The following is a 20,567-nucleotide window of genomic DNA, read 5'->3' on the forward strand; positions in this document are numbered from 1 at the left end:
AAGCCATGGCCACTCCTTTTGACAGCATTGCGAACCGACGCGCCATCATTGACCGTCGAACCATCGCCGACAGCTTTGTCGTCATCGCCGCCGAACATGGGGACGACAAGACGAAGTTGCGTCACGCCGTGGTCGCACAGTTGAAAGACGTGCTGAGCGAAGGACGGTTCGAGATCGCCAAACGGCTGGCCGACAATCCTTCTCGCGGTCGGGAAGCGGCGGCTGGTCAGGCATTCCTGATCGATCAGATCGTCCGCCTGCTTTACGACGCCACCGTTCAATATCTATACCCGGCCAATAATCCGACAGCATCCGAACGCATGGCGATCATGGCGGTGGGCGGCTATGGCCGGGGCGAAATGGCGCCCCATAGCGACGTCGATATCGCCTTCATCACACCTTATAAACCCACGGGATGGACCGAACAGGTCATCGAATCGATGCTCTATTCACTCTGGGACCTGCAACTCAAAGTCGGGCATAGCAGTCGATCCATCGATGAAACCATGCGCATGGCAAAGGAAGATCTGACGATCCGCACAGCCTTGCTCGAAGGGCGCTATATCTGGGGCGACCAGACGGTTTATAATGAAACATCCACGCGTTTCGATAAAGAAGTCGTGAAGGATACTGCACGTGCCTTCATCGCGGAAAAACTGGCCGAACGCGATGAACGGCACAAGCGCATGGGCGACAGCCGTTATGTCGTCGAGCCCAATGTGAAAGAGGGTAAGGGCGGGTTACGCGATCTGCACACCCTGTTCTGGATCGGCAAATATGTGCATCGCGTGCGGTCGGTATCCGGCCTTGTCGATGTGGGATTGCTGACGCCCAAGGAATTGCGGCAGTTCCAGCGGGCCGAAAATTTCCTCTGGGCCGTGCGTTGCCACCTGCACATGCTGACCGGACGAACCGAAGATCGGCTGACTTTTGACCTGCAGCTCGAAATCGCCACACGCATGCGGTTTGCCGACCGCGAGGGCAAATCTGCGGTCGAACGGTTCATGCAATATTATTTCCTGAACGCAAAGATGGTCGGCGATCTGACCGGGGTATTCCTGGCACATCTTGACGACGCGTTTGCCGCGCGCGGGCGCCGTTTCTTCCCCGGCATCACGCGCCGCCCAAAAAAACTCAACGGGTTCACGCTGAACCGTGGGCGTCTGGCTCTGCCTTATGAGGAATTTTTTGCAGAAGACCCCGTCCGCCTTATCGAAATATTCGCACTGGCCGACAAGCATGGCCTGGAAATCCATCCCCTCGCCATGCGTTCGGCCAACCGTGACGCGAACCTGATCGACAATCATATCCGCAACGACCCGCGTGCCAACGAATTGTTCCTGGATGTCCTTTCATCGCCGCGCGATCCCGAAACGGTGCTGCGCTGGATGAATGAAGCGACGGTATTCGGCCGCTTCGTTCCGGATTTTGGGCGTGTCGTCGCTCAGATGCAATTCGACATGTATCATCATTATACCGTGGACGAACATACCATCCGCGCTGTCGGCCTGTTGGCGGAAATTGAAAACGACACGCACAAGGGCGACCATCCGCTCTCCACAGCGATCATGCAGAAGGTCATTTCACGCCGGGTGCTGTTCGTTGCGGTCCTGCTGCACGACATTGCCAAGGGTCGTGGCGGCGACCACAGCATATTGGGGGCGGAAATCGCGCTGGAATTATGTCCGCGCCTGGGTCTTACTCCAGCGGAAACCGAAACGGTGTCATGGCTGGTGCGCCATCATTTGCTGATGTCGGCCACCGCGTTCAAACGCGACCTGAGCGATTTCAAAACCATCCTCGACTTTACCGATATCGTGCAGAGCCCGGAACGGCTCCGCTTGCTGCTTGTCCTGACCGTCGTTGATATCCGCGCGGTTGGTCCGGGCGTATGGAACAGCTGGAAGCGGCAATTACTGTCCGACCTTTATGAAGCGGCGGAGGAAGTGCTGCGCCTTGGCCACAAGCAAAAGGGGCGCAAGGAAAGAATTGTGGCAAAGCAACAGAGGTTGCAATCAACGCTTGGCCTGTCCGACAAGGAACTCGCATCCCTCCGCAAACGCTTTCCCGAACCCTACTGGATTGCCGAGCCAGACGATATATTGGCGCAGAATGCCCGCCATATTCTGAGCGCGGGGAAAAGCCCTCTCTCGATCGCTGCCGAAGTATATCCCGAACGCGGCGCAACGCTTGTGACCGTTTATGCATCCGATCATCCGGGCCTTTTCTACCGTATAGCAGGCTCTATCCACCTGGCTGGCGGTAACATCATCGACGCGCGCATCCACACGATGCGCGATGGCATGGCGATCGACAATTTCCTGGTGCAAGACCCCTTTGGCGGTCCGTTCGACCATGACGATCAACTGGCCCGCATCCGCACCGCCATTGAGGACGGCCTCGCCAACCGGCACAAAATGACGACCCGGCTGGAGGCAAAGCCCCTGCCCCGCACTCGGGCCGAAGCATTCCACATCGCTCCCAATGTGTTGATCGACAACAAGGCATCGAACCGCTTCACCGTGATAGAGGTCAATGCGCGCGACCGTCCGGCCCTGCTCTACAGTCTGGCCTATGCGCTGTTCCAGTCAAAGGTTACGATCCACAGCGCGCATGTCGCGACTTATGGTGAGCGGGCGGTCGACACATTCTACCTGACCGACTTGCTGGGTGGAAAGCTGGAGAGCAAAGCACGGCTTGCAACGCTTGAAAAAAGACTGCTCGAAGCGGCGGGCGCGGACATCGGGGAGCAAATATTGGAGGTTGCGTAAAAACGCAGCCCTCACCTCTCAGCCGGCCGGAACCACGTGTCCCGCGGACACATGCAGGCGGCAGGCATCCAACCCTTCAAACAGTGCCGGTTCCGTCCCGGTCATCCACACCTGCCCACCACCCGCTGCCAAGCGTTCGAACAGGGCCTGCCTGCGCACGGGATCAAGATGCGCGGCGACCTCGTCCAGCAATAGCACCGGTTTGCGCTTCATGCGCCGCGCCACCAATTCGGCATGGGCGAGGATGATCGACAGCAACAGCGCCTTTTGTTCGCCGGTGGAACACAGCGCCGCCGCCTGCCCCTTGGCAATATGTGTGACGGCAAGATCGGTGCGATGCGGCCCCACAAGCGCTCGAGCGGCGGCGGCATCGCGGCGACGGCCTTCGTTCAATATCCGCGCCAGATCTTCTTCGGGTTCGTTCCAGCCCTCAAGCGCCAGGGCCGGCCGCGCAAAGGGTCCATCGGCCTGCGACAGCAGCGCTTCACCCAATGCAGCAACCGTATCGCGCCGCGCCGCGGCAACCGCTGTGCCATGTTCGGCCATCTGCGCTTCCAGCGCCGCCAGCCAGGTGGCATCGGCGGATCGGTCGGCGGTCAGCAATTTGGTCCGCGCGCGCATCGCTGCCTCATACCGGGCGCTGTGTACTGCATGTCCGGCATGAAGCGCGAGTACCAGCCGATCCAGAAATCGTCTGCGTCCCCCTGGTGAATCCACAAACAACCGATCCATGGACGGGGTCAGCCACAAGATGGAAAGCCACTCGGACAAAGCGCTTGCCGCCGCATTGGCGCCATTTATCCGCACCAGCCGCCTGTCTGGCGTATCCGCCGTCGTTCCGGTGCCAATGGTGACATCATCCACCTGCGCCGCAACGCTGAAATTACCTGGGCCACCCTGTCGAGCCATGTCCCTTAACGGTGCACGCCGCAAACCCCGCCCAGGGGCAAGCAGGGAAATTGCTTCCAATATATTCGTCTTGCCCGCACCATTTTCGCCGGTCAGCACGACAAACATGTGATCCGGCACGATCAGCGCATCGGCATGGTTACGAAAATCGGTAATGGACAAGCGGCGCAAAGACATTCGAACCGCTCCGATCCTCTCGACATAGTGCACGGCCTCTGCGTTCTATTGGGTTGGAACACAAGGTCAAATGCTTTGATCTGGCGTCGTGATTGATGCAAATAGCGGACATGGCGAAACATCGGGGCACTGGTTCCGCAAATGAGGGGACGCATATGATCAGCATGGAAGCGCAAGATCGATACAGCCGTGTGGCACGCTGGCTACATTGGGTCATTGCACTTTGCATCATTGCGGGCATTGCTTTGGGCCTGCTGCATGATCCGCTGGAAGATGTCTTCCCTGCCGCCATGTCCATCCACAAATCATTGGGATTGACGGTGCTGGTCCTTGTTCTGATACGGCTGGGCTGGCGTCTGGGGCATACGCCACCACCCTTGCCACAGGAAATGCCGGGCTGGGAAAAGTCGCTGGCGAAAATCACTCATGCCCTCTTCTACGTCCTGATGCTTGTCATGCCGCTATCGGGGTGGATTTTCACATCGGCGGGCAAAAATCCGCTCAACTGGTTCGGCCTGTTCGACGTTCCCAAATTTGCGGTGTCCAAAGAAGATGCAATCACCGGCATCACCCATGAAGGACATGAACTACTCGGATTTTTTCTGGCCGGTCTTGTCGTGTTGCACATCGCCGCGGCGCTGCGGCATCATTTCCTTTTGAAAGACAATGTGCTCAACCGCATGTTGACCTGATGACAGGCACATCTGCCCAGTCATCTGGTCGACTTGCTGCCCGCGCCATTTTTCAGTTCTTTCAAATAGCTGTCGAGGTGGTCGGGATCGAAGGATCGGCGATCGAAAAACTGGTCGGGGCCGAGCAGCAGACGCCCCTGGACCGTGCCCACACCGATCGGTTCGGCAATCCCCCCTTCCAGCTTGGCACTTGCGCCGGGTAAAGGCACATTCGTACCGGACAAGGCCGCGCGATAGACATCGGGCCGGAAAACCTTTTGGGCCGCAGCATAGTCCCGTTCGCTTTGCACCACATGGCCGGCGCGCACCATCTGCGCATAGAGCCAGGCAGCCTGACTGACCCAGGGAAAGTTCGCCGCCTCCCGGTGCTGGAACATGAAGTCGGGTATGTGCAAAGGCTCGCTGTTCGCCGATAGCTTGATCCGGTCGGAAATGGCGCGTTCGATCATCGGCGCCGGGCCATCGAGATATTCCGCCCGTGCCAGAATTGCTGCGTTTTCGGCAAAGCGCTCCGGTACGATAAACGCTTTGCCCGCATGATAAAGCGCCCGGATGACGCGGTGAACCAGGTCACGCTCGCCCTCCATCCGGTCGGTCGGCATGGCGAGCACCTTTTCCACGCCTCGCTGCCAGATGTGCGACGTGACGGTGACGATGGCACCCGCGCCGCGATCAACCGCCACGCTGTTCCATGGTTCGCCCACGCAAATCCCGTCAACCTCCCCCGCCGCCAGTGCATCTGCGGCAAAAGGTGGCGCGATGGTGATGATCTCCACTTCATTGTCGATGTCAACGCCGCTGCCCGCCAGCCAATAGCGCAACATATAGTTGTGACTGGAAAAACGGTGCACAACGCCAAGCCGAATCTTTGCGCCTTCCCGCGCTCGCGACGCGATGATCACCGCAAGCCTCCGTCCCGCCTCGACCGGGTCAGCAAGGCCTGTGGTATTCCCCGCCACCGCATCGGCAAGCCAGGGCGCCAATGTGATCGCATTACCATTGAGGCCCAGCACGAACGGCACCGACAGGGGCACCGCCGGTCGGCCAAGGCCAAGGCTGGTCGCAATAGCAAGCGGTGCGAGCAGATGTGCGGCATCGCTATGCCCATATAGCAAGCGGTCGCGCACCGTAGCCCAGCTCAGATCGCGGACAAGCTGAAGCTCGATGCCTTCCTGTTCGGCAAAGCCCAATTCGCGCGCCAATATCGGGAGAGCGGCATCGACCAATGGCAGGAAACCGATGCGGAACGGGGTCAATGTCACAAATCTCCTCCCATCAAATTCTCTGCGGTCACCAACGCTTCGGCGACTTCAGCGATCCGGCGATTGCTTTGCATGGCATGGCTGCGCAACAAGGCATAGGCAGCCGGTTCGTCGATGCCCCGGCGCTTCATGAGGATAGTCTTGGCGCGATCGATGGTTTTACGCTCGGCCAACAGGCTTTTCGCTTCGGCCAGCTCGCCCTGCAATTTGGAAAAGGCCTGAAAGCGGCGAACGGCAAGGTCGAGGATAGGCTTGATCCGTTCCTTGCGGAAACCATCGACGATATAGGCCGACACGCCCGCATCGACAGCCGCAATAGTGGATTCCTCGTCGCTTTGGTCAACGAACATGGCAATCGGTTTGCCGATGGAACGGGATACCAGAAAACTTTCCTCCAGCGTGTCGCGGCTGGGGTTTTCAAGGTCGATCAGGACGACGTCGGGTGCGAGCGCCGTCAGCCGCGCGACCAGTCCCTTACGGTCGGTCAGAATCGCAATGTCGGTAAGGCCGGCCTCTCTCAGCCCCTCCTCGATCACTGCCGCGCGCGCGGTGCTTTCATCGACTATCGCAATCCGCAACCTGATCGTCCTTCCGCGCTGCGTTGCAGCATGATTTGTAGCGAATTGCAACTATAGTGTCGCGCGCGCCTGACGGAAAAAGGCCGGAACTTTCGTCCCGGCCTTTCCCATGTCTTTGTAGCAGATGAGAGACTTAGAAGCCGCCCATGCCGCCCATTCCACCCATGCCGCCCATGTCAGGCATTGCCGGGCCAGAAGACTTGTCTTCCGGTGCCTCGGCAATCGTGGCTTCGGTGGTGATCAGCAGGCCAGCAACCGAGGCTGCGTCCTGAAGCGCGGTGCGAACGACCTTGGTCGGATCGATCACGCCGGAAGCAACCAGGTTTTCATACACATCGGTAGATGCGTTGAAGCCCCGGGTCTCGTCATTTTCGCGCAGCAGGTTGCCCGAAACGACTGCACCGTCGAAGCCCGCATTCTGAGCGATCTGGCGCAGAGGCGCTTCGAGGGCCTTGCGGATGATGTCGATGCCGCGGGTCTGGTCGTCATTGATGCCTTTCAGGCCTTCCAGAGCCTTGGTGGCATACAGCAATGCCGTACCGCCGCCAGGAACGATGCCTTCTTCCACCGCAGCGCGGGTGGCGTGCAGAGCGTCGTCAACGCGATCCTTGCGTTCCTTGACTTCCACTTCAGTCGAACCACCAACCTTGATCACGGCAACGCCGCCGGCAAGCTTGGCAAGGCGCTCCTGGAGCTTTTCCTTGTCGTAATCGCTGGTGGTGTTGTCGATCTGCTGACGGATCGCCTCGACGCGACCCTTGATCGCATCGCCATCGCCTGCACCATCGACAATGACGGTGTTGTCCTTGTCGATCGTAACGCGCTTGGCCTGACCCAGCATGCCAACGGTAACGCTTTCCAGCTTGATGCCCAGATCTTCCGAAATCATCTCACCCTTGGTCAGGATCGCGATGTCTTCCAGCATCGCCTTGCGACGATCACCGAAACCGGGCGCCTTGACTGCTGCAACCTTCAGGCCGCCGCGCAGCTTGTTGACCACCAGGGTCGCAAGCGCTTCGCCTTCAATGTCTTCGGCAATGATGAGCAGCGGACGGCCCGACTGAACGACAGCTTCCAAAATGGGGAGCATCGCTTGCAGGTTCGACAGCTTCTTTTCGTGGATCAGGATGTACGGGTCGGTCAGTTCGACCTGCATCTTTTCCGGGTTGGTGATGAAGTAAGGCGACAGGTAACCACGGTCGAACTGCATGCCTTCGACAACGTCCAGCTCGAAATCCAGACCCTTGGCTTCCTCGACGGTGATGACGCCTTCCTTGCCGACCTTTTCCATCGCTTCAGCGATCTTTTCGCCGATTTCCGTGTCGCCATTCGCCGAAATAATGCCAACCTGGGCAATTTCGCTCGAACCGGCAACGGGCTTGGAACGGCTCTTGAGGTCCTCGACGACCTTGCCGACGGCAATATCGATGCCGCGCTTCAGGTCCATCGGGTTCATGCCCGCTGCAACCGACTTCATGCCTTCGCGCACGATGGCCTGGGCCAGAACGGTGGCGGTGGTGGTGCCGTCGCCGGCAACGTCGTTGGTCTTCGAAGCGACTTCGCGGACCATCTGGGCGCCCATGTTTTCGAACTTGTCCTTCAGTTCGATTTCCTTGGCGACGGTAACGCCGTCCTTGGTGATGCGGGGAGCGCCGAAGCTCTTGTCGATGACCACATTGCGGCCTTTAGGACCCAGCGTGACCTTTACGGCGTCAGCCAGGATGTCGACGCCACGCATGATGCGTTCACGGGCGTCGCGCGAAAATTTGACCTCTTTCGCTGCCATAATATCTACCTCTGCTTTCTTGTCGGATTATGCGTTTGTTACGGTCGAAACGTGGCTCAGCCAACGATTCCCAAGCCTGTTGACTTCAGCCAACAATGCCCAAAATGTCGCTTTCCTTCATGATCAGCAGGTCTTCACCGTCGATCTTGACTTCGGTGCCGGACCATTTGCCGAACAGGATGCGGTCGCCAGCCTTGACGTCCAGCGGTGTGACTTTGCCGTCTTCAGCCTTGGCGCCTGCGCCAGCCGAGACAACTTCGCCTTCCGAGGGCTTTTCCTTGGCGCTGTCAGGGATGATGATCCCGCCAGCTGTTTTCTCTTCCGCCTCTACCCGGCGAACGAGAACGCGATCATGCAACGGACGAAAACCCATATGCTTACCTTCCTCTTGTTCCACATTCTGGCCGGAGGTTATGCAGGGTTCCCCATATGGCGCCCCCTTCAATAGCCTGCCGTCCCAATCCTGAATCCTTGTTAGCACTCATGCAAGTAGAGTGCTAACGGGCCTCATATGGTCGCTTGATGCGCCGGGTCAAGGGCGCGCAGAAGAAAAACACAACATTGCGGCCCGGGCGTGCATGGGATAGGCCGGGAAACAGAGATTGACGTTTGGCAAGGAGCACTCGCTTGGCCTTTGTGAAAGCCGTTTGGCGCATATTGATGGCGATCAAGGACGGGCTGGTCCTGCTGTTCATGCTGCTCTTTTTTGGGGCGCTCTATGCCGCGCTGTCCTTGTCGCCCAAGCCACCCGCAATGATCGGCAGCGGCGCGCTGGTCCTGAAACTGGACGGCGCCATAGTCGAACAGCCGCATCAGGAAAGTCCCTTCGACCTGATCGCCAGCAATCGCGCCCCGACGCGCGAATATCGCCTGCGCGACGTCGTCCACGCTATCGAAGTCGCGGGCAAGGACAACAAGGTAAAAGCCATCGTCCTTGACCTGGACAACTTCGTGGGCGGCGGACAGGTGGCATTAAGCCGCGTCGGCGAAGCCCTCGATAGCGCGCGTGCCGCAAAAAAGCCGGTACTTGCCTTTGCCACCGCCTATACCGACGACGGCTATCAACTCGCGGCCCATGCGTCAGAAATCTGGATCAACCCCATTGGCGGCGTGATGATTTCCGGTCCCGGTGGATCGCGGCTCTATTACAAGGGCCTGATCGACAAGCTGGGTGTGAATACCCATGTCTATCGCGTCGGCACATATAAGAGCTTCGTCGAACCCTTCATTCGCAAGGATCAGTCCGATGAGGCGCGTCGGGCCATGCAGGCCGTCTATGACACGATCTGGCAGAATTGGCGCGATGAAGTGGGCAAGGCGCGGCCTGGTGCAAAACTTGCCGCCTATGTGAACGATCCACTCGCCGCGGCAAAGGCGGCCAAAGGCAATCTTGCCCAGGCAGCCCTGAACGTCGGCCTTGCCGACAAATTGGGAGACCGCACCGCATTTGGCGCGCGTGTGGCGGAATTGGCCGGTGCAGGCGATGACTCATTGCCGGGCAGCTACAAACAGATAAAATATGACGCCTATGTATCGGCCTATCCCATAAAGGATAACGGCAAGATTGGCGTAGTGACCGTCGCAGGCGACATCGTCGATGGGGAGGCCGATCCCGGCACCGCAGGTGGCAAGACTATCGCGGACCTGATCCACGACGCATTGGCGAAGAAGGATTTGAAGGCCATTGTTCTGCGTGTCGATTCCCCCGGCGGATCGGTACTGGCGTCGGAACAGATCAGAAGCGCCCTTACGGATGCAAAAGCACGCGGCATTCCGGTGGTGGCGTCCATGGGCAATGTCGCGGCCAGCGGCGGCTATTGGGTTTCCACCGCAGCCGACAGGATCATCGCCGAACCGTCCACCATCACCGGCTCCATCGGGGTGTTCGGCATCTTGCCCAGTTTTGAAAACACTCTGGCGAAGATCGGCATTACGACCGATGGCATAAAGACGACGCCCTTGTCGGGTGAACCGGATGTCGCAGGCGGCTTCAGCCCGCAATTCGATGCGCTGGCACAAGCGGGCGTCGAGGATATTTATCGCCGTTTCGTCGGACTGGTCGCTGGCGCCCGCAAGATGACGCCCCAACATGTCGACACTATCGCGCAAGGCCGCGTCTGGGATGGCGGCACGGCGCGGCAGCTCGGCCTCGTCGATGGCTTTGGTTCCCTTGAGGACGCCATTGCACAGGCCGCCAAGCTTGCCAAACTGGACCCGGCCACGGCGCGCCCGGTCTTCATCGAGCAAAAGCCGGACTATTTCTCGACACTGCTCGAACAATATTTCTCCAACAATGACGACCAGAGCGCGGCCATCCCGCAGGACTGGCTGGGCAAGCAGGCATGGCTGCGACAACAGCTTGCGCTTCAGGCAGTCAGTGATGTCCGTAACCTGTTAACCGGCAGCGCCATCCGCGCCGATTGTCTGGAATGCCGGGGTGCCCTTCCGCAGGTCACAAACGACATACAATCAAGGCGGTTGATCGACTATCTGTGGAGTATATTCTAACCGCGCAAAAATGCCTGCATTTCCTGAGCGAAGCGCGTGGGTTGGTCGAACATGATCATATGGCCGCTCGGCCCTATCGCTTTCAGGCGCACCGTCTTTGCCCCGGCATACGCCGACGCAAAACGCTGAACTGTGGCCGCGCGCTGGGTGGCGTCGGCTGGCGTTGCGTACACCACCGTCATCGGCGCTGCGATCTTGCCCAGTTCAGGTCCAAGATCGATCTTCGCCAGATCCTGCAGGGCTGCCGCCATGACATCCGGATCATTATCCGCGGCATCCGGTCCGAACATGCCCATCAGCTGCCGAAACATCTGTCGCCCGCCCTTGGTGTTCGAAAAATACCCGCCCAATTGCTGCGCAAAAGCACCCATGCCGCTTGCCGTACCACCCACCATGCCGGCCCCTGACGGCAGCATATCCACGACCATCAGCTTGCCGATCGATGCCGTATGCCGGATCGCCAGCATCATCGCCAATGTGCCGCCCATACTGTGGCCGATGACGGTCGGTCGTTTCAGCCCCATCATGGCGATATAGCGCGCTATTTCTTCAGCAACCGGCGTAACGACCGGGCCGGTCGCGTTCCCCTCTGCCCCCGTTCCGGCAAAGCCTTTCATCTGCACCAGATGATAGCGGTAACCGGGCGTTGCCGCGATCGCGCCCTCCCAGATCGAAGGCGCAGACCCAAGGCCGGGGATCAGCACGACATCCGGCCCGGTCCCCTGCGTCGTCACTGATATTCTGCGTGAGGCGAAAGGCTGTGCCGCCCGTGCGCCTCCCGGCAGAACCAGGAGCGTGCCAAAAGCCAGCACAGCTGCCATTATCTGCCGCCGGTCAGGCCTCGTCATATCCATACTCTCACGCGTCATGACCACTCTGTTGCATCGCCGTCTTGAACAGGGGCTGACTCCTGTGCTTCCTGATCATATTTTGCATGCCGTTAAGCTTCTATCCATCGCTTTTGTGGAATCATTCATCGCAAACTCTCGCACACCGGAGATTCGTGCGTTACTGTTTCCGCGGGAGAAAACCAGCAGGACGGAGGGCATTTTTTCAGTGCGCAATACAAGTCGGGGAAAACGGTCGGGATTGGGGCATCTGGCAAAAGGCGTGGCTATAATCACGGCCACCGCGACGCTGTTCGCCTGTTCAGCCGCCATCATTCCCGAAGGACCGCCGCAGCCCGCCGTTGCCAGCCGTGTCCCGGTCAATCCGCCCCAGCGTATTCCCGATTATAATCCGCGCAACAAGCCATCCCCCGCCCTCGTCAAAATCATTCACGATCTGGGCCGGAATTTTGACGGTCATGTGGGTATAGCGGTTCAGCGCGTCGATGCAGACTGGGTAGTGGATTATAACGGCACCAGCCTTTTCCCACAGCAAAGCGTGTCGAAGCTTTGGGTGGCGATGACCGTGCTCGATGCGGTTGATCGCGGCAAATTGTCGCTCAATTCTCCCACAGTCGTCCAGAAACAGGATTTGACCCTGTTCCACCAACCGCTGGCTGCCATGGTCAACCGGGACGGGTATAAAACCACGCTATCGGACCTGTTCACCCGCGCCATGCAGCAAAGCGACAATACCGCCAATGACAAGCTGCTCCGCACTGTTGGCGGTCCCGATGCGATCCGGGCGTTTCTGGGCAAGAATTTCATCGCCAACATCCGTTTTGGTCCCGGAGAACGGCTGTTGCAAAGCACTACAGCCGGATTGGACTGGAACCCCAATTATTCGCTGGGCCGCAATTTCTATACCGCGCGGGCGAATCTGCCGCGATCGGTGCGGGAACGCGCGTTGGATAAATATCTGGCCAATCCGCCCGATGGCGCTGCGCCCGTCGCCATTGTCGGCGCGCTTGCCAAGCTGAAACGCGGCGACCTGCTTTCGCCATCCTCCACTCAGTTGCTGCTGTCGACTATGGAGCGCGCGCGTACCGGGCCGCAGCGGATCAAGGGCGGTGTGCCGCACGGCTGGACCTATGCTCACAAGACCGGCACGGGACAGGATCTGGCCCCGCGTTCGACCGGTTACAATGACATTGGCATCATGACCGCACCCGATGGCACCAGCTACGCCGTCGCCGTTATGATCGGCAGCACGACCGTGCCGATCCCCAAGCGTTGGGAACTGATGCAGGCGGTGTCACGGGCGGTGGCAGCCAATCACGACAGGAACTGACAAGTCTGCCGCATGATCCAGCTCGTCAACATCGCGTGAAAGCCATAAGCACAGATTAGGCATGCGCAACCACGCTCTGCTGTTTCCCTTCGCAGGGCGCTGCGCTATGTCGCTGCCATGATCGAACAAAAGCATCTCTATCTCGTCGATGGCAGCGGCTATATTTTCCGCGCCTATCATCGCCTGCCGCCGCTCACCAATATTCATGGCCAACCTGTAGGTGCGGTCTATGGCTATACGACGATGCTCTGGAAACTGGCCGATGCGCTCGACAAGGCGGAGGGGCCAACCCACATGGCGGTCGTCCTCGACAAAGGCTCGCAGACCTTCCGCAACGACATGTACGACCAGTACAAGGCGCACCGCCCGCCTGCACCCGAAGATCTTGTCCCGCAATTCCCGATGATCCGCGATGCTACCCGCGCCTTCTCCCTCCCCTGTATCGAGGAAGCGGGATTTGAAGCGGACGACATCATCGCCAGCTATACCAAGGCCGCGTTGGCGGCAGGCTGGCACGTCACCATCGTGTCATCCGACAAGGATTTGATGCAACTGATCCAACCGGGCGTCGACATGCTGGACACGATGAAGAATGTCCGCAACGGCCCCGAAATCGTGCTGGAAAAATTCGGCGTCAGCCCGGAAAAGCTGGGCGACGTTCTCGCGCTGATGGGCGACAGTGCCGACAATGTGCCGGGCGTACCGGGCATTGGTCCGAAAACCGCATCAAAGCTGATTGCAGAATATGGCGATCTGGAAAGCGTGCTGGCCGCCGCGCCGCAGATGAAAAAATCGAAGATGCAGGAAAACCTCATCCAGCATGCAGCCATGGCGCGGCTTTCACGCCAGCTTGTCGAACTGCACAGCGAAGTGCCGCTGCCAGAACCGTTGGAAGACCTGGCCCTGGATGGCATTCCGGTCGGACCGCTGAAGGCCTTTCTGGAGCATCATGGCTTCAATTCGCTGCTGGCGCGGCTGAACACTGGCGCGGCTCCTGCCGCCGTCATTGCCGCAACCGCATCGACGCCCGAACGCGCGGAGCCGCAGGCGCCAAGACTGGATGCTGGACCCGCCATCGACCACGGCCAATATGAAACCGTGAAGTCTGAGGCTGATCTCGACCGCTGGATCGCCGCAGCCCATGCCGAAGGGTTGATCGCCATCGACACCGAAACCGACAGTCTGGATTGCGTGACCGGTCGGTTGGTCGGCATCTGCCTTGCAACCGGACCGAACAAGGCCTGCTATATTCCCGTCGGCCATCGCGGCGCGGATATGTTCAGCGATGCGCCCGAACAATTGCCGCTCGATTTGGTCATAGCTAAACTCAAGCCGTTGCTTGCCGACGACAGCGTGCTGAAAATTGGCCAGAACCTGAAATATGACATGAGCGTGCTGGCCGCCCACGGGCTGGAAATCGCACCGTTCGATGACACCATCGTGATGAGCTTCGATCTTGATGCCGGCAAGAATGGGCATGGCATGGACGAACTGGCCAAGCTCCATCTCGACCATGAATGTATCAGCTTCAAATCGGTCTGCGGCACCGGCAAGAGCCAGATCAGCTTCGCCGAAGTCCCGCTCGACAAGGCGACCGCCTATGCCGCCGAGGATGCGGACGTCACGTTCCGCCTCTGGCAGTGTTTCAAGAGCCGCCTGCCACAGGAGGGCGTGACGCGCGTCTATGAAATGGTTGACCGCCCGCTCGTGCCAGTCGTCGCGAAAATGGAGCGCACCGGGATCAAGGTAGACCGCCAGCATCTGGCGCGCCTCTCAGCTGAATTTGCGAACGAAATCGCGGCGCTGGAGAAGGACATCCATGCCGAAGCAGGCATCGAATTCACCATCGGCAGCCCCAAGCAGCTTGGCGAAATATTGTTCGAGAAACTGGGCCTGAAGGGCGGACGCAAAGGCAAGACCGGCGTCTATTCCACCGATGTCACTGAACTGGAGCGCTTGCAGAAAGACGGCGTGCCGATTGCACGTAAGCTGCTCGACTGGCGGCAACTGAGCAAGCTCAAGAGCACCTATACCGATGCGCTGCAACAGCAGATCAATGCGACCACGGGGCGTGTCCACACCAGCTACAGCCTGTCGGGCGCGCAAACCGGGCGGCTGAGTTCAACCGACCCCAACCTGCAGAATATCCCGATCCGTACCGAGATCGGTCGCCAGATCCGCCATGCCTTCGTCGCCGAACCGGGCAATGTCATATTGGCCGCCGACTACAGCCAGATCGAACTGCGTCTTGCCGCGCATATGGCCGATGTTCCTGCGCTCAAGGCCGCATTCGCTCGGGGCGAGGATATTCACGCGGCCACCGCGCTGGAACTGTTCGGCGAAGTCAACCGCGACACGCGAGGCCGGGCAAAGACAATCAACTTCTCGATCCTCTACGGCATTTCCCGCTGGGGCCTTGCCGCGCGTCTGGAGATCATGCCCGATGAGGCGCAAGCCATGATCAGCCGCTATTTCGAACGCTTTCCCGGCATCAGCAATTATATTACCTACACGCTTGAAACCGCCCGCGAAACCGGCTTCACTCAGACGCTTTTTGGCCGCAAGACCTGGTTCCCACGCCTGAACGCCAAAAATCAGGCCGAACGTCAGGGCAGCGAACGCGCCGCCATCAACGCCCCCATTCAAGGCACCAGCGCCGACATCATCAAACGCGCCATGGTCCGCATGGGGCCCGCGCTGGAGGCGGCGAGTCTGTACGATGTGAAAATGCTGTTGCAAGTCCACGACGAACTGGTCTTCGAAGTACCGCAAGCCAATGTGGCAGCGGCCAGCGTGGTCATCCGCAAAGTCATGGAAGGCGCGGCAGAACCGGCGGTGAAGCTGACAGTCCCGCTAGGAGTCGAGATTGGGACCGGGCCAAGTTGGGGCGCGGCACATTAGGCAGGCAATGCACATGCTCGCCAAGGATGGATTATTTGCTATCTTCAGCCATGGGCCTTGACCGCGCCTGCCGATACGTTCCCAAGATCCGCACCCATTTGCTGTGGAATTTCAGTTCGTCCAGCGCGCGGTCGACTGCCGGATCGCCGGGCTTGCCTTCAATGTCGGCATAGAATTCCGTGGCCGCAAAACTGGCGCCACGCTGATAGCTTTCCAGCTTGGTCATGTTGACACCATTTGTGGCAAAACCGCCCATCGCCTTGTAGAGCGCGGCGGGAACATTCTTCACCTCGAACAGGAATGTCGTCATGACCGGGCCGCCATCCGCCGGTATTGTCGCATCCTTCGACAGCAGGACAAAGCGCGTCATATTATCGCCGCTGTCCTCGATATTTTCCGCGCGCAGTTTCAGGCCGTAAATCTCTGCCGCCAATTTGGGCGCGATCGCCGCCGCGCCCGGTTCCCGGCGTTCGGCCACCAGTGCAGCCGCGCCTGCGGTATCGGCATAGGCGATGGGCTGAATACCCTTTTCGCGCAGATAGTGACGGCACTGCCCCAACGCCTGTTCATGGCTGATTGCACTTTTGACCGGCGCGTCATCCGCGCTCATCAGGCAGTGATGAATCGGCAGGAAATATTCATCGACGATCGAAAGCCCCGACTCGGGGAGCAGAAAATGCATATCCGCCACGCGCCCATGCAGCGAATTTTCAATCGGAATGATCGCGCGCGCGGCGCGGTCTTCGCGCACAGCATCGATTGCATCCTGAAAAGAAAAGCACGGAAGCGCGATGCAATCAGGAGCAAAACCCAAGGCCGCCAAATGCGAATTAGCGCCGGGTGCGCCCTGATAAGCGATGGCCCGCGCAGTATCGGCCGCGGCCTTCGCCGTCATCTCCTCGACAAGGCGCCGGGCTGGAAGAGGATAATTTTCCATGATGGAAGAGCGCTTAGGGGCAGATTACGGCATTCGCAAGCACCGCTTGCACGTTCGCAATTGCTTCATTAAGGGAGCGCGCTAACGCGGACGCGCCTCTCAAGGGGCGCAGGAACATTCATCGGAGGAATTTAGGCGCATGGTCGATCGTTCCAATACCATTGCTGGCTGGGTCTTGTTCGGAGGCATCATCGCCCTGGGCGCCGGAATAGTCAGTGGAAAGGTGTTTCATGAGGAACGGCCCGAAAACATGGGCTACCCGATCGAAGGCGTCGAAGCCGAAGGTGGCGAAGCGGCTGCCGGTCCCTCCATCGCGACCTTGCTGGCCAGCGCGGACCCGGCCAAGGGCGAAGGCGTATTCAAGAAGTGCATAGCCTGTCACACCGTCAACCAGGGCGGCGCGAACGGCATTGGTCCCAACCTCTATAGCGTGGTCGGTGAAGAGATCGGCACAGGCAAGGCCGGTTTTGCCTTTTCCGATGCGTTGAAGAGCAAGGGCGGAGAATGGACGTTCGAGGCGCTTGACGAATGGCTGACAAGCCCCCGCAAATTTGCGCCGGGCACAAAGATGACCTTTGCTGGCCTCGGCAATCCCGAAGACCGCGCCAACGTCATTGCCTATATGAACGCCCAAGGCTCCAACCTGCCGCTGCCCGTTCCCGAGGCCGCTTCTGCAGAGCCGGAAGCCGCCGCTGCTCCCGCTGAAAATGCCGCAGCTCCGGTCGAAGGCAAGACTGTAGCAGCCGCGCACTGATCAGGGTGCGGCCAAGGCGGTTGCGGGCGATATTACGATTCGTACATTGATGGGCGATGCGCTGTAACAGCTTATGCGCGGGATCACTCACATCTCGGAAAGCTCTCATCCTCATAGAAAGCCTCGACGATTTCCCAAGCGTCTTTCGCCGTTTCGACAAAGTGAAAAAGATTGAGATCTTCCGGGCTGATCGTTCCTTCTTCCGCCAGCGCCTCAAAATCGACGACGCGGTTCCAGAATTCCTGGCCGAATAAAAGCACCGGGATCGGCTTCATCTTGCCGGTCTGGATCAGCGTTATCGTTTCAAAAAATTCGTCGAACGTCCCAAACCCGCCAGGAAACACCGCCAGCGCCCGCGCCCGCAACAGGAAATGCATCTTGCGCAGCGCGAAATAGTGAAACTGGAAACTGAGTTCCGGCGTCACATACCGGTTGGGCGCCTGTTCATGGGGCAGGACGATGTTCAGTCCGATCGATTCCGCTCCCACTTCATGCGCGCCCATATTGGCCGCTTCCATGATCGATGGGCCGCCGCCCGAACAGACGACGAAATTACGGCAACCATCGTCCGTCACCGGAAACTGACTGGCGATCCGGGCCAGCTGGCGGGCCTCTTCACAATATTTGGCCTTGGCGGCGAGGCGCCCGGCAACCTTGCGTGCTGCATTACTTTGCGCCGCATCGATCAGCGCCTGCGCATGATCGGGATGAGGAATGCGCGCAGATCCGTAAAAGACGAAGGTCGATTCGATCCGCGCTTCATCCATCAGCAATTCAGGCTTCAGCAACTCAAGCTGGAACCGGACCGGGCGCAAATCTTCCCGCAGCAGAAAATCATTGTCCTGAAAGGCGAGTGTATAGGCCGCGCTACCGGTTTGAGGGGTGGAAACGGCCAGTTTTGCTGAACTGGCGTCATCTGAAGCACGGCGGAATTTCCGCTCGGCGATTTCCTTGTTTGTCATTCATTTCAATGTAGGCGGAAAAAGTTTCAATTCCAATATCGCGGGTCAAGATTCCTTATCGGCAATAGGTTCCTTTGCCGCCCATATCGAAATGGAAATGGTCGCGATGGGCGGCATTATAGTCCGGGCTGAGCACGGTACGGAATCGCTTGCAGGCGCTATCATGAATGACGCGCAGGAATTGCCGCGCACGATCGTCCCCCTGCCAGCCGTCCTTGACACTGATCCTGCGCCCATCCGCCAGTATGAAGGCCGACACATCCACCGCGTTGCTGTGTGCGTGTTCCGACAGATTACCAGACATATTGCCGTTCATATTGCGGCAGGCATAGGTGCCATAGGTCTCGATGCGCACAAGCTCGCTGCCCAGAATAAACCGCGCCGCCGGCTGCGCCCCATAGCGCGCCCAGCCGACGAATTTCTCCGCGAGCGGACATGTCATTGCGCCCAGATTTGAGACCGGCGTCCCGATGTCGAGCAGCTTGACGCTGTTGATCGCATTGCACCCGCCGCCAAAATATCGATCCGGCAAGGGCGTGAAACTGATCCCCGTGCGCCGAAGATCAGCCAGACACTGGCGCGCCTGGGCAGATGTGGGTGCATGCGAAGTGGGCAGCCCGGATCGCCGATCAGGTCCCGATCCGCATCCCGCCAACAGCAGGATCAGCGCAAACAGCGCTCCATTTCTGATTCCCCGTTTTCTGATTCTTCGGCCCCGGATCATCCCTGAAACTCATATCGCAATCATGCTTTCCATATAACCATGGCCGCATGAATATGAGGCAACATATCGTGGATAAACGGATATTTAGCAAGTTCGTTCAGCCATCGAGGATGCTCCAGTACCGGCGGGCGACTCCTGCAAGGGTAGCTCCGGTCTCGCTTGACAATCTTTCCTCCGCCTCTATGAGCGTCGGCGGGCCACGCTGTCCCAACGCAGCGCGTGCTCTCTGTGAGGAGAGACTGAACATGAATGACGTTACCCGCACCGCGGAAGCCGTTGCGCTTCCTGCAAAACCCGCCACAAAACCAGCACGCCCTTATTTCTCATCGGGTCCCTGCGCCAAGCCGCCCGGCTGGGCCGCTGAAAAGCTCGCCACCGATTCGCTGGGCCGCTCGCACCGTTCGAAAATCGGCAAGACCCGCCTGCAATATTGCATCGACCTGATGCGCGAACTGCTGCGTCTGCCCGATACGCATCGCATCGGCATTGTGCCGGGATCCGATACCGGCGCTTTTGAAATGGCGATGTGGACGATGCTGGGCACGCGTCCTGTCACCACGCTGGCATGGGAAAGCTTTGGCGAAGGCTGGGTGACGGATGCCGCCAAACAGCTCAAGATCGACCCAACCATCATCCGCGCCGATTATGGCCAGCTCCCCGACCTGAATGCGGTCGACTGGTCGAATGACGTGCTGTTTACCTGGAACGGCACCACGTCTGGCGTGCGCGTGCCCAATGCCGACTGGATTCCGGCAGACCGCGAAGGCCTGTCCTTCGCCGACGCGACCAGCGCGGTGTTCGCTTATGATATCGACTGGAGCAAGATCGACGTCGCCACCTTCTCCTGGCAAAAGGTACTGGGCGGCGAAGGCGCGCATGGCGTGCTGATCCTTGGCCCTCGCGCGGTCGAGCGGCTTGAAACCTACACCCCCGCCTGGCCGCTGCCCAAGGTGTTCCGTCTGGTTTCCAAGGGCAAGCTTGCTGAGGGCGTGTTCAAGGGCGAAACCATTAATACCCCCTCGATGCTGGCCGTTGAAGACGCGATCTTCGCGCTTGAATGGGGCAAATCGATTGGTGGCGCGCAAGGAATGATCGCGCGCAGCGATGCCAATGCCGCGGCATTGGACAAGATCGTGGCGGAGCGCGACTGGCTGGGTCATCTGGCCGCCGATTCCGCCAGCCGGTCAAAGACCAGCGTGTGTCTGACCGTCAAGGGCGCCGACGAAGCCTTTATCAAGAACTTCGCCGGTCTGCTTGAAAAGGAAGGCGCGGCCTTTGACATCGCCGGATACCGCGATGCCCCTCCGGGCCTGCGCATCTGGTGTGGCGCGACCGTCGATACTGCCGACATCGAAGCGCTTGGTCCCTGGCTCGACTGGGCCTGGGCCGCAGCGCGCGGTTAATTAATAGCCCTCCCCCCTTCAGGGG

16 protein-coding genes are annotated in these 20,567 nt (G+C 59.3%); 7 read left to right on the forward strand and 9 right to left on the reverse strand.

Annotated features, from left to right (window positions below; genetic code table 11):
* Nucleotides 1-5 precede the first annotated feature (5 nt).
* The gene (locus L3X40_RS05420; RefSeq protein ID WP_237364745.1) at nt 6-2,771 is read left to right on the forward strand and encodes a [protein-PII] uridylyltransferase; all 2,766 of its coding nucleotides are present in this window, start codon (nt 6-8) and stop codon (nt 2,769-2,771) included.
* 18 nt (nt 2,772-2,789) lie between these two features.
* Here the strand turns inward: L3X40_RS05420 and recF are convergent, their stop codons facing one another.
* Nucleotides 2,790-3,857 (reverse strand): DNA replication/repair protein RecF, encoded by a 1,068-nt coding sequence (recF, locus tag L3X40_RS05425; RefSeq protein ID WP_237364746.1) that lies wholly within the window; start codon nt 3,855-3,857, stop codon nt 2,790-2,792.
* Between the two features lie 155 nt (nt 3,858-4,012).
* Here recF and L3X40_RS05430 point away from each other — a divergent pair, with 155 nt between their 5' ends.
* Nucleotides 4,013-4,549 carry a cytochrome b gene (locus L3X40_RS05430; protein WP_237364747.1) on the forward strand — a complete coding sequence of 179 codons (537 nt, stop codon included), beginning with the start codon at nt 4,013-4,015 and terminating at the stop codon, nt 4,547-4,549.
* Nucleotides 4,550-4,569: 20 nt separating this feature from the next.
* Here the strand turns inward: L3X40_RS05430 and L3X40_RS05435 are convergent, their stop codons facing one another.
* From L3X40_RS05435 to groES, 4 genes are all read right to left on the reverse strand, one after another.
* Entirely contained in the window at nt 4,570-5,811 is a 1,242-nt protein-coding gene (locus tag L3X40_RS05435) for an ABC transporter substrate-binding protein (RefSeq protein ID WP_237364748.1), read from the reverse strand.
* On the reverse strand, nt 5,808-6,389 hold the full coding sequence (locus L3X40_RS05440; protein ID WP_237364749.1) for an ANTAR domain-containing response regulator: 582 nt from the start codon (nt 6,387-6,389) through the stop codon (nt 5,808-5,810). The genes L3X40_RS05435 and L3X40_RS05440 overlap by 4 nt, the downstream gene beginning before the upstream one ends.
* 133 nt (nt 6,390-6,522) lie before the next feature.
* The gene (gene groL, locus L3X40_RS05445; protein ID WP_237364750.1) at nt 6,523-8,175 is read right to left on the reverse strand and encodes a chaperonin GroEL; all 1,653 of its coding nucleotides are present in this window, start codon (nt 8,173-8,175) and stop codon (nt 6,523-6,525) included.
* Between the two features lie 85 nt (nt 8,176-8,260).
* Entirely contained in the window at nt 8,261-8,548 is a 288-nt protein-coding gene (gene groES / locus L3X40_RS05450) for a co-chaperone GroES (protein WP_237364751.1), read from the reverse strand.
* A 254-nt stretch (nt 8,549-8,802) separates the two neighbouring features.
* Between groES and sppA the strand changes: the two genes are divergently transcribed.
* A complete protein-coding gene (sppA, locus tag L3X40_RS05455) occupies nt 8,803-10,683 on the forward strand; it encodes a signal peptide peptidase SppA (RefSeq protein ID WP_237364752.1) in 1,881 nt (626 codons plus the stop codon).
* On the opposite strand, the gene L3X40_RS05460 is transcribed toward sppA, so the two are convergent.
* Nucleotides 10,680-11,531, reverse strand: a complete 852-nt coding sequence (locus L3X40_RS05460; RefSeq protein WP_237364753.1) for an alpha/beta fold hydrolase — start codon at nt 11,529-11,531, stop codon at nt 10,680-10,682. The genes sppA and L3X40_RS05460 overlap by 4 nt on opposite strands.
* 262 nt (nt 11,532-11,793) lie before the next feature.
* On the opposite strand from L3X40_RS05460, the gene L3X40_RS05465 reads away from it, so the two are divergent.
* Nucleotides 11,794-12,861 carry a serine hydrolase gene (locus L3X40_RS05465; protein WP_237364754.1) on the forward strand — a complete coding sequence of 356 codons (1,068 nt, stop codon included), beginning with the start codon at nt 11,794-11,796 and terminating at the stop codon, nt 12,859-12,861.
* Nucleotides 12,862-12,978: 117 nt separating this feature from the next.
* Nucleotides 12,979-15,762 carry a DNA polymerase I gene (gene polA, locus L3X40_RS05470; RefSeq protein ID WP_237364755.1) on the forward strand — a complete coding sequence of 928 codons (2,784 nt, stop codon included), beginning with the start codon at nt 12,979-12,981 and terminating at the stop codon, nt 15,760-15,762.
* A gap of 31 nt (nt 15,763-15,793) precedes the next feature.
* On the opposite strand, the gene L3X40_RS05475 is transcribed toward polA, so the two are convergent.
* A complete protein-coding gene (locus L3X40_RS05475) occupies nt 15,794-16,699 on the reverse strand; it encodes a prephenate dehydratase (protein WP_237364756.1) in 906 nt (301 codons plus the stop codon).
* Nucleotides 16,700-16,838: 139 nt separating this feature from the next.
* Here L3X40_RS05475 and L3X40_RS05480 point away from each other — a divergent pair, with 139 nt between their 5' ends.
* A complete protein-coding gene (locus tag L3X40_RS05480; protein WP_237364757.1) occupies nt 16,839-17,453 on the forward strand; it encodes a c-type cytochrome in 615 nt (204 codons plus the stop codon).
* Nucleotides 17,454-17,536: 83 nt separating this feature from the next.
* Here the strand turns inward: L3X40_RS05480 and L3X40_RS05485 are convergent, their stop codons facing one another.
* Both L3X40_RS05485 and L3X40_RS05490 read right to left on the reverse strand, forming a co-directional pair.
* Nucleotides 17,537-18,415 carry an LOG family protein gene (locus L3X40_RS05485; protein WP_237364758.1) on the reverse strand — a complete coding sequence of 293 codons (879 nt, stop codon included), beginning with the start codon at nt 18,413-18,415 and terminating at the stop codon, nt 17,537-17,539.
* Between the two features lie 55 nt (nt 18,416-18,470).
* Nucleotides 18,471-19,139: an extensin family protein gene (locus tag L3X40_RS05490; protein WP_237364759.1), complete on the reverse strand. Its 669-nt coding sequence runs from the start codon at nt 19,137-19,139 to the stop codon at nt 18,471-18,473.
* A gap of 245 nt (nt 19,140-19,384) precedes the next feature.
* On the opposite strand from L3X40_RS05490, the gene L3X40_RS05495 reads away from it, so the two are divergent.
* The gene (locus tag L3X40_RS05495) at nt 19,385-20,542 is read left to right on the forward strand and encodes a phosphoserine transaminase (RefSeq protein ID WP_237364760.1); all 1,158 of its coding nucleotides are present in this window, start codon (nt 19,385-19,387) and stop codon (nt 20,540-20,542) included.
* The last annotated feature ends 25 nt before the right edge of the window (nt 20,543-20,567 follow it).

The organism is Rhizorhapis sp. SPR117, from assembly GCF_021742065.1.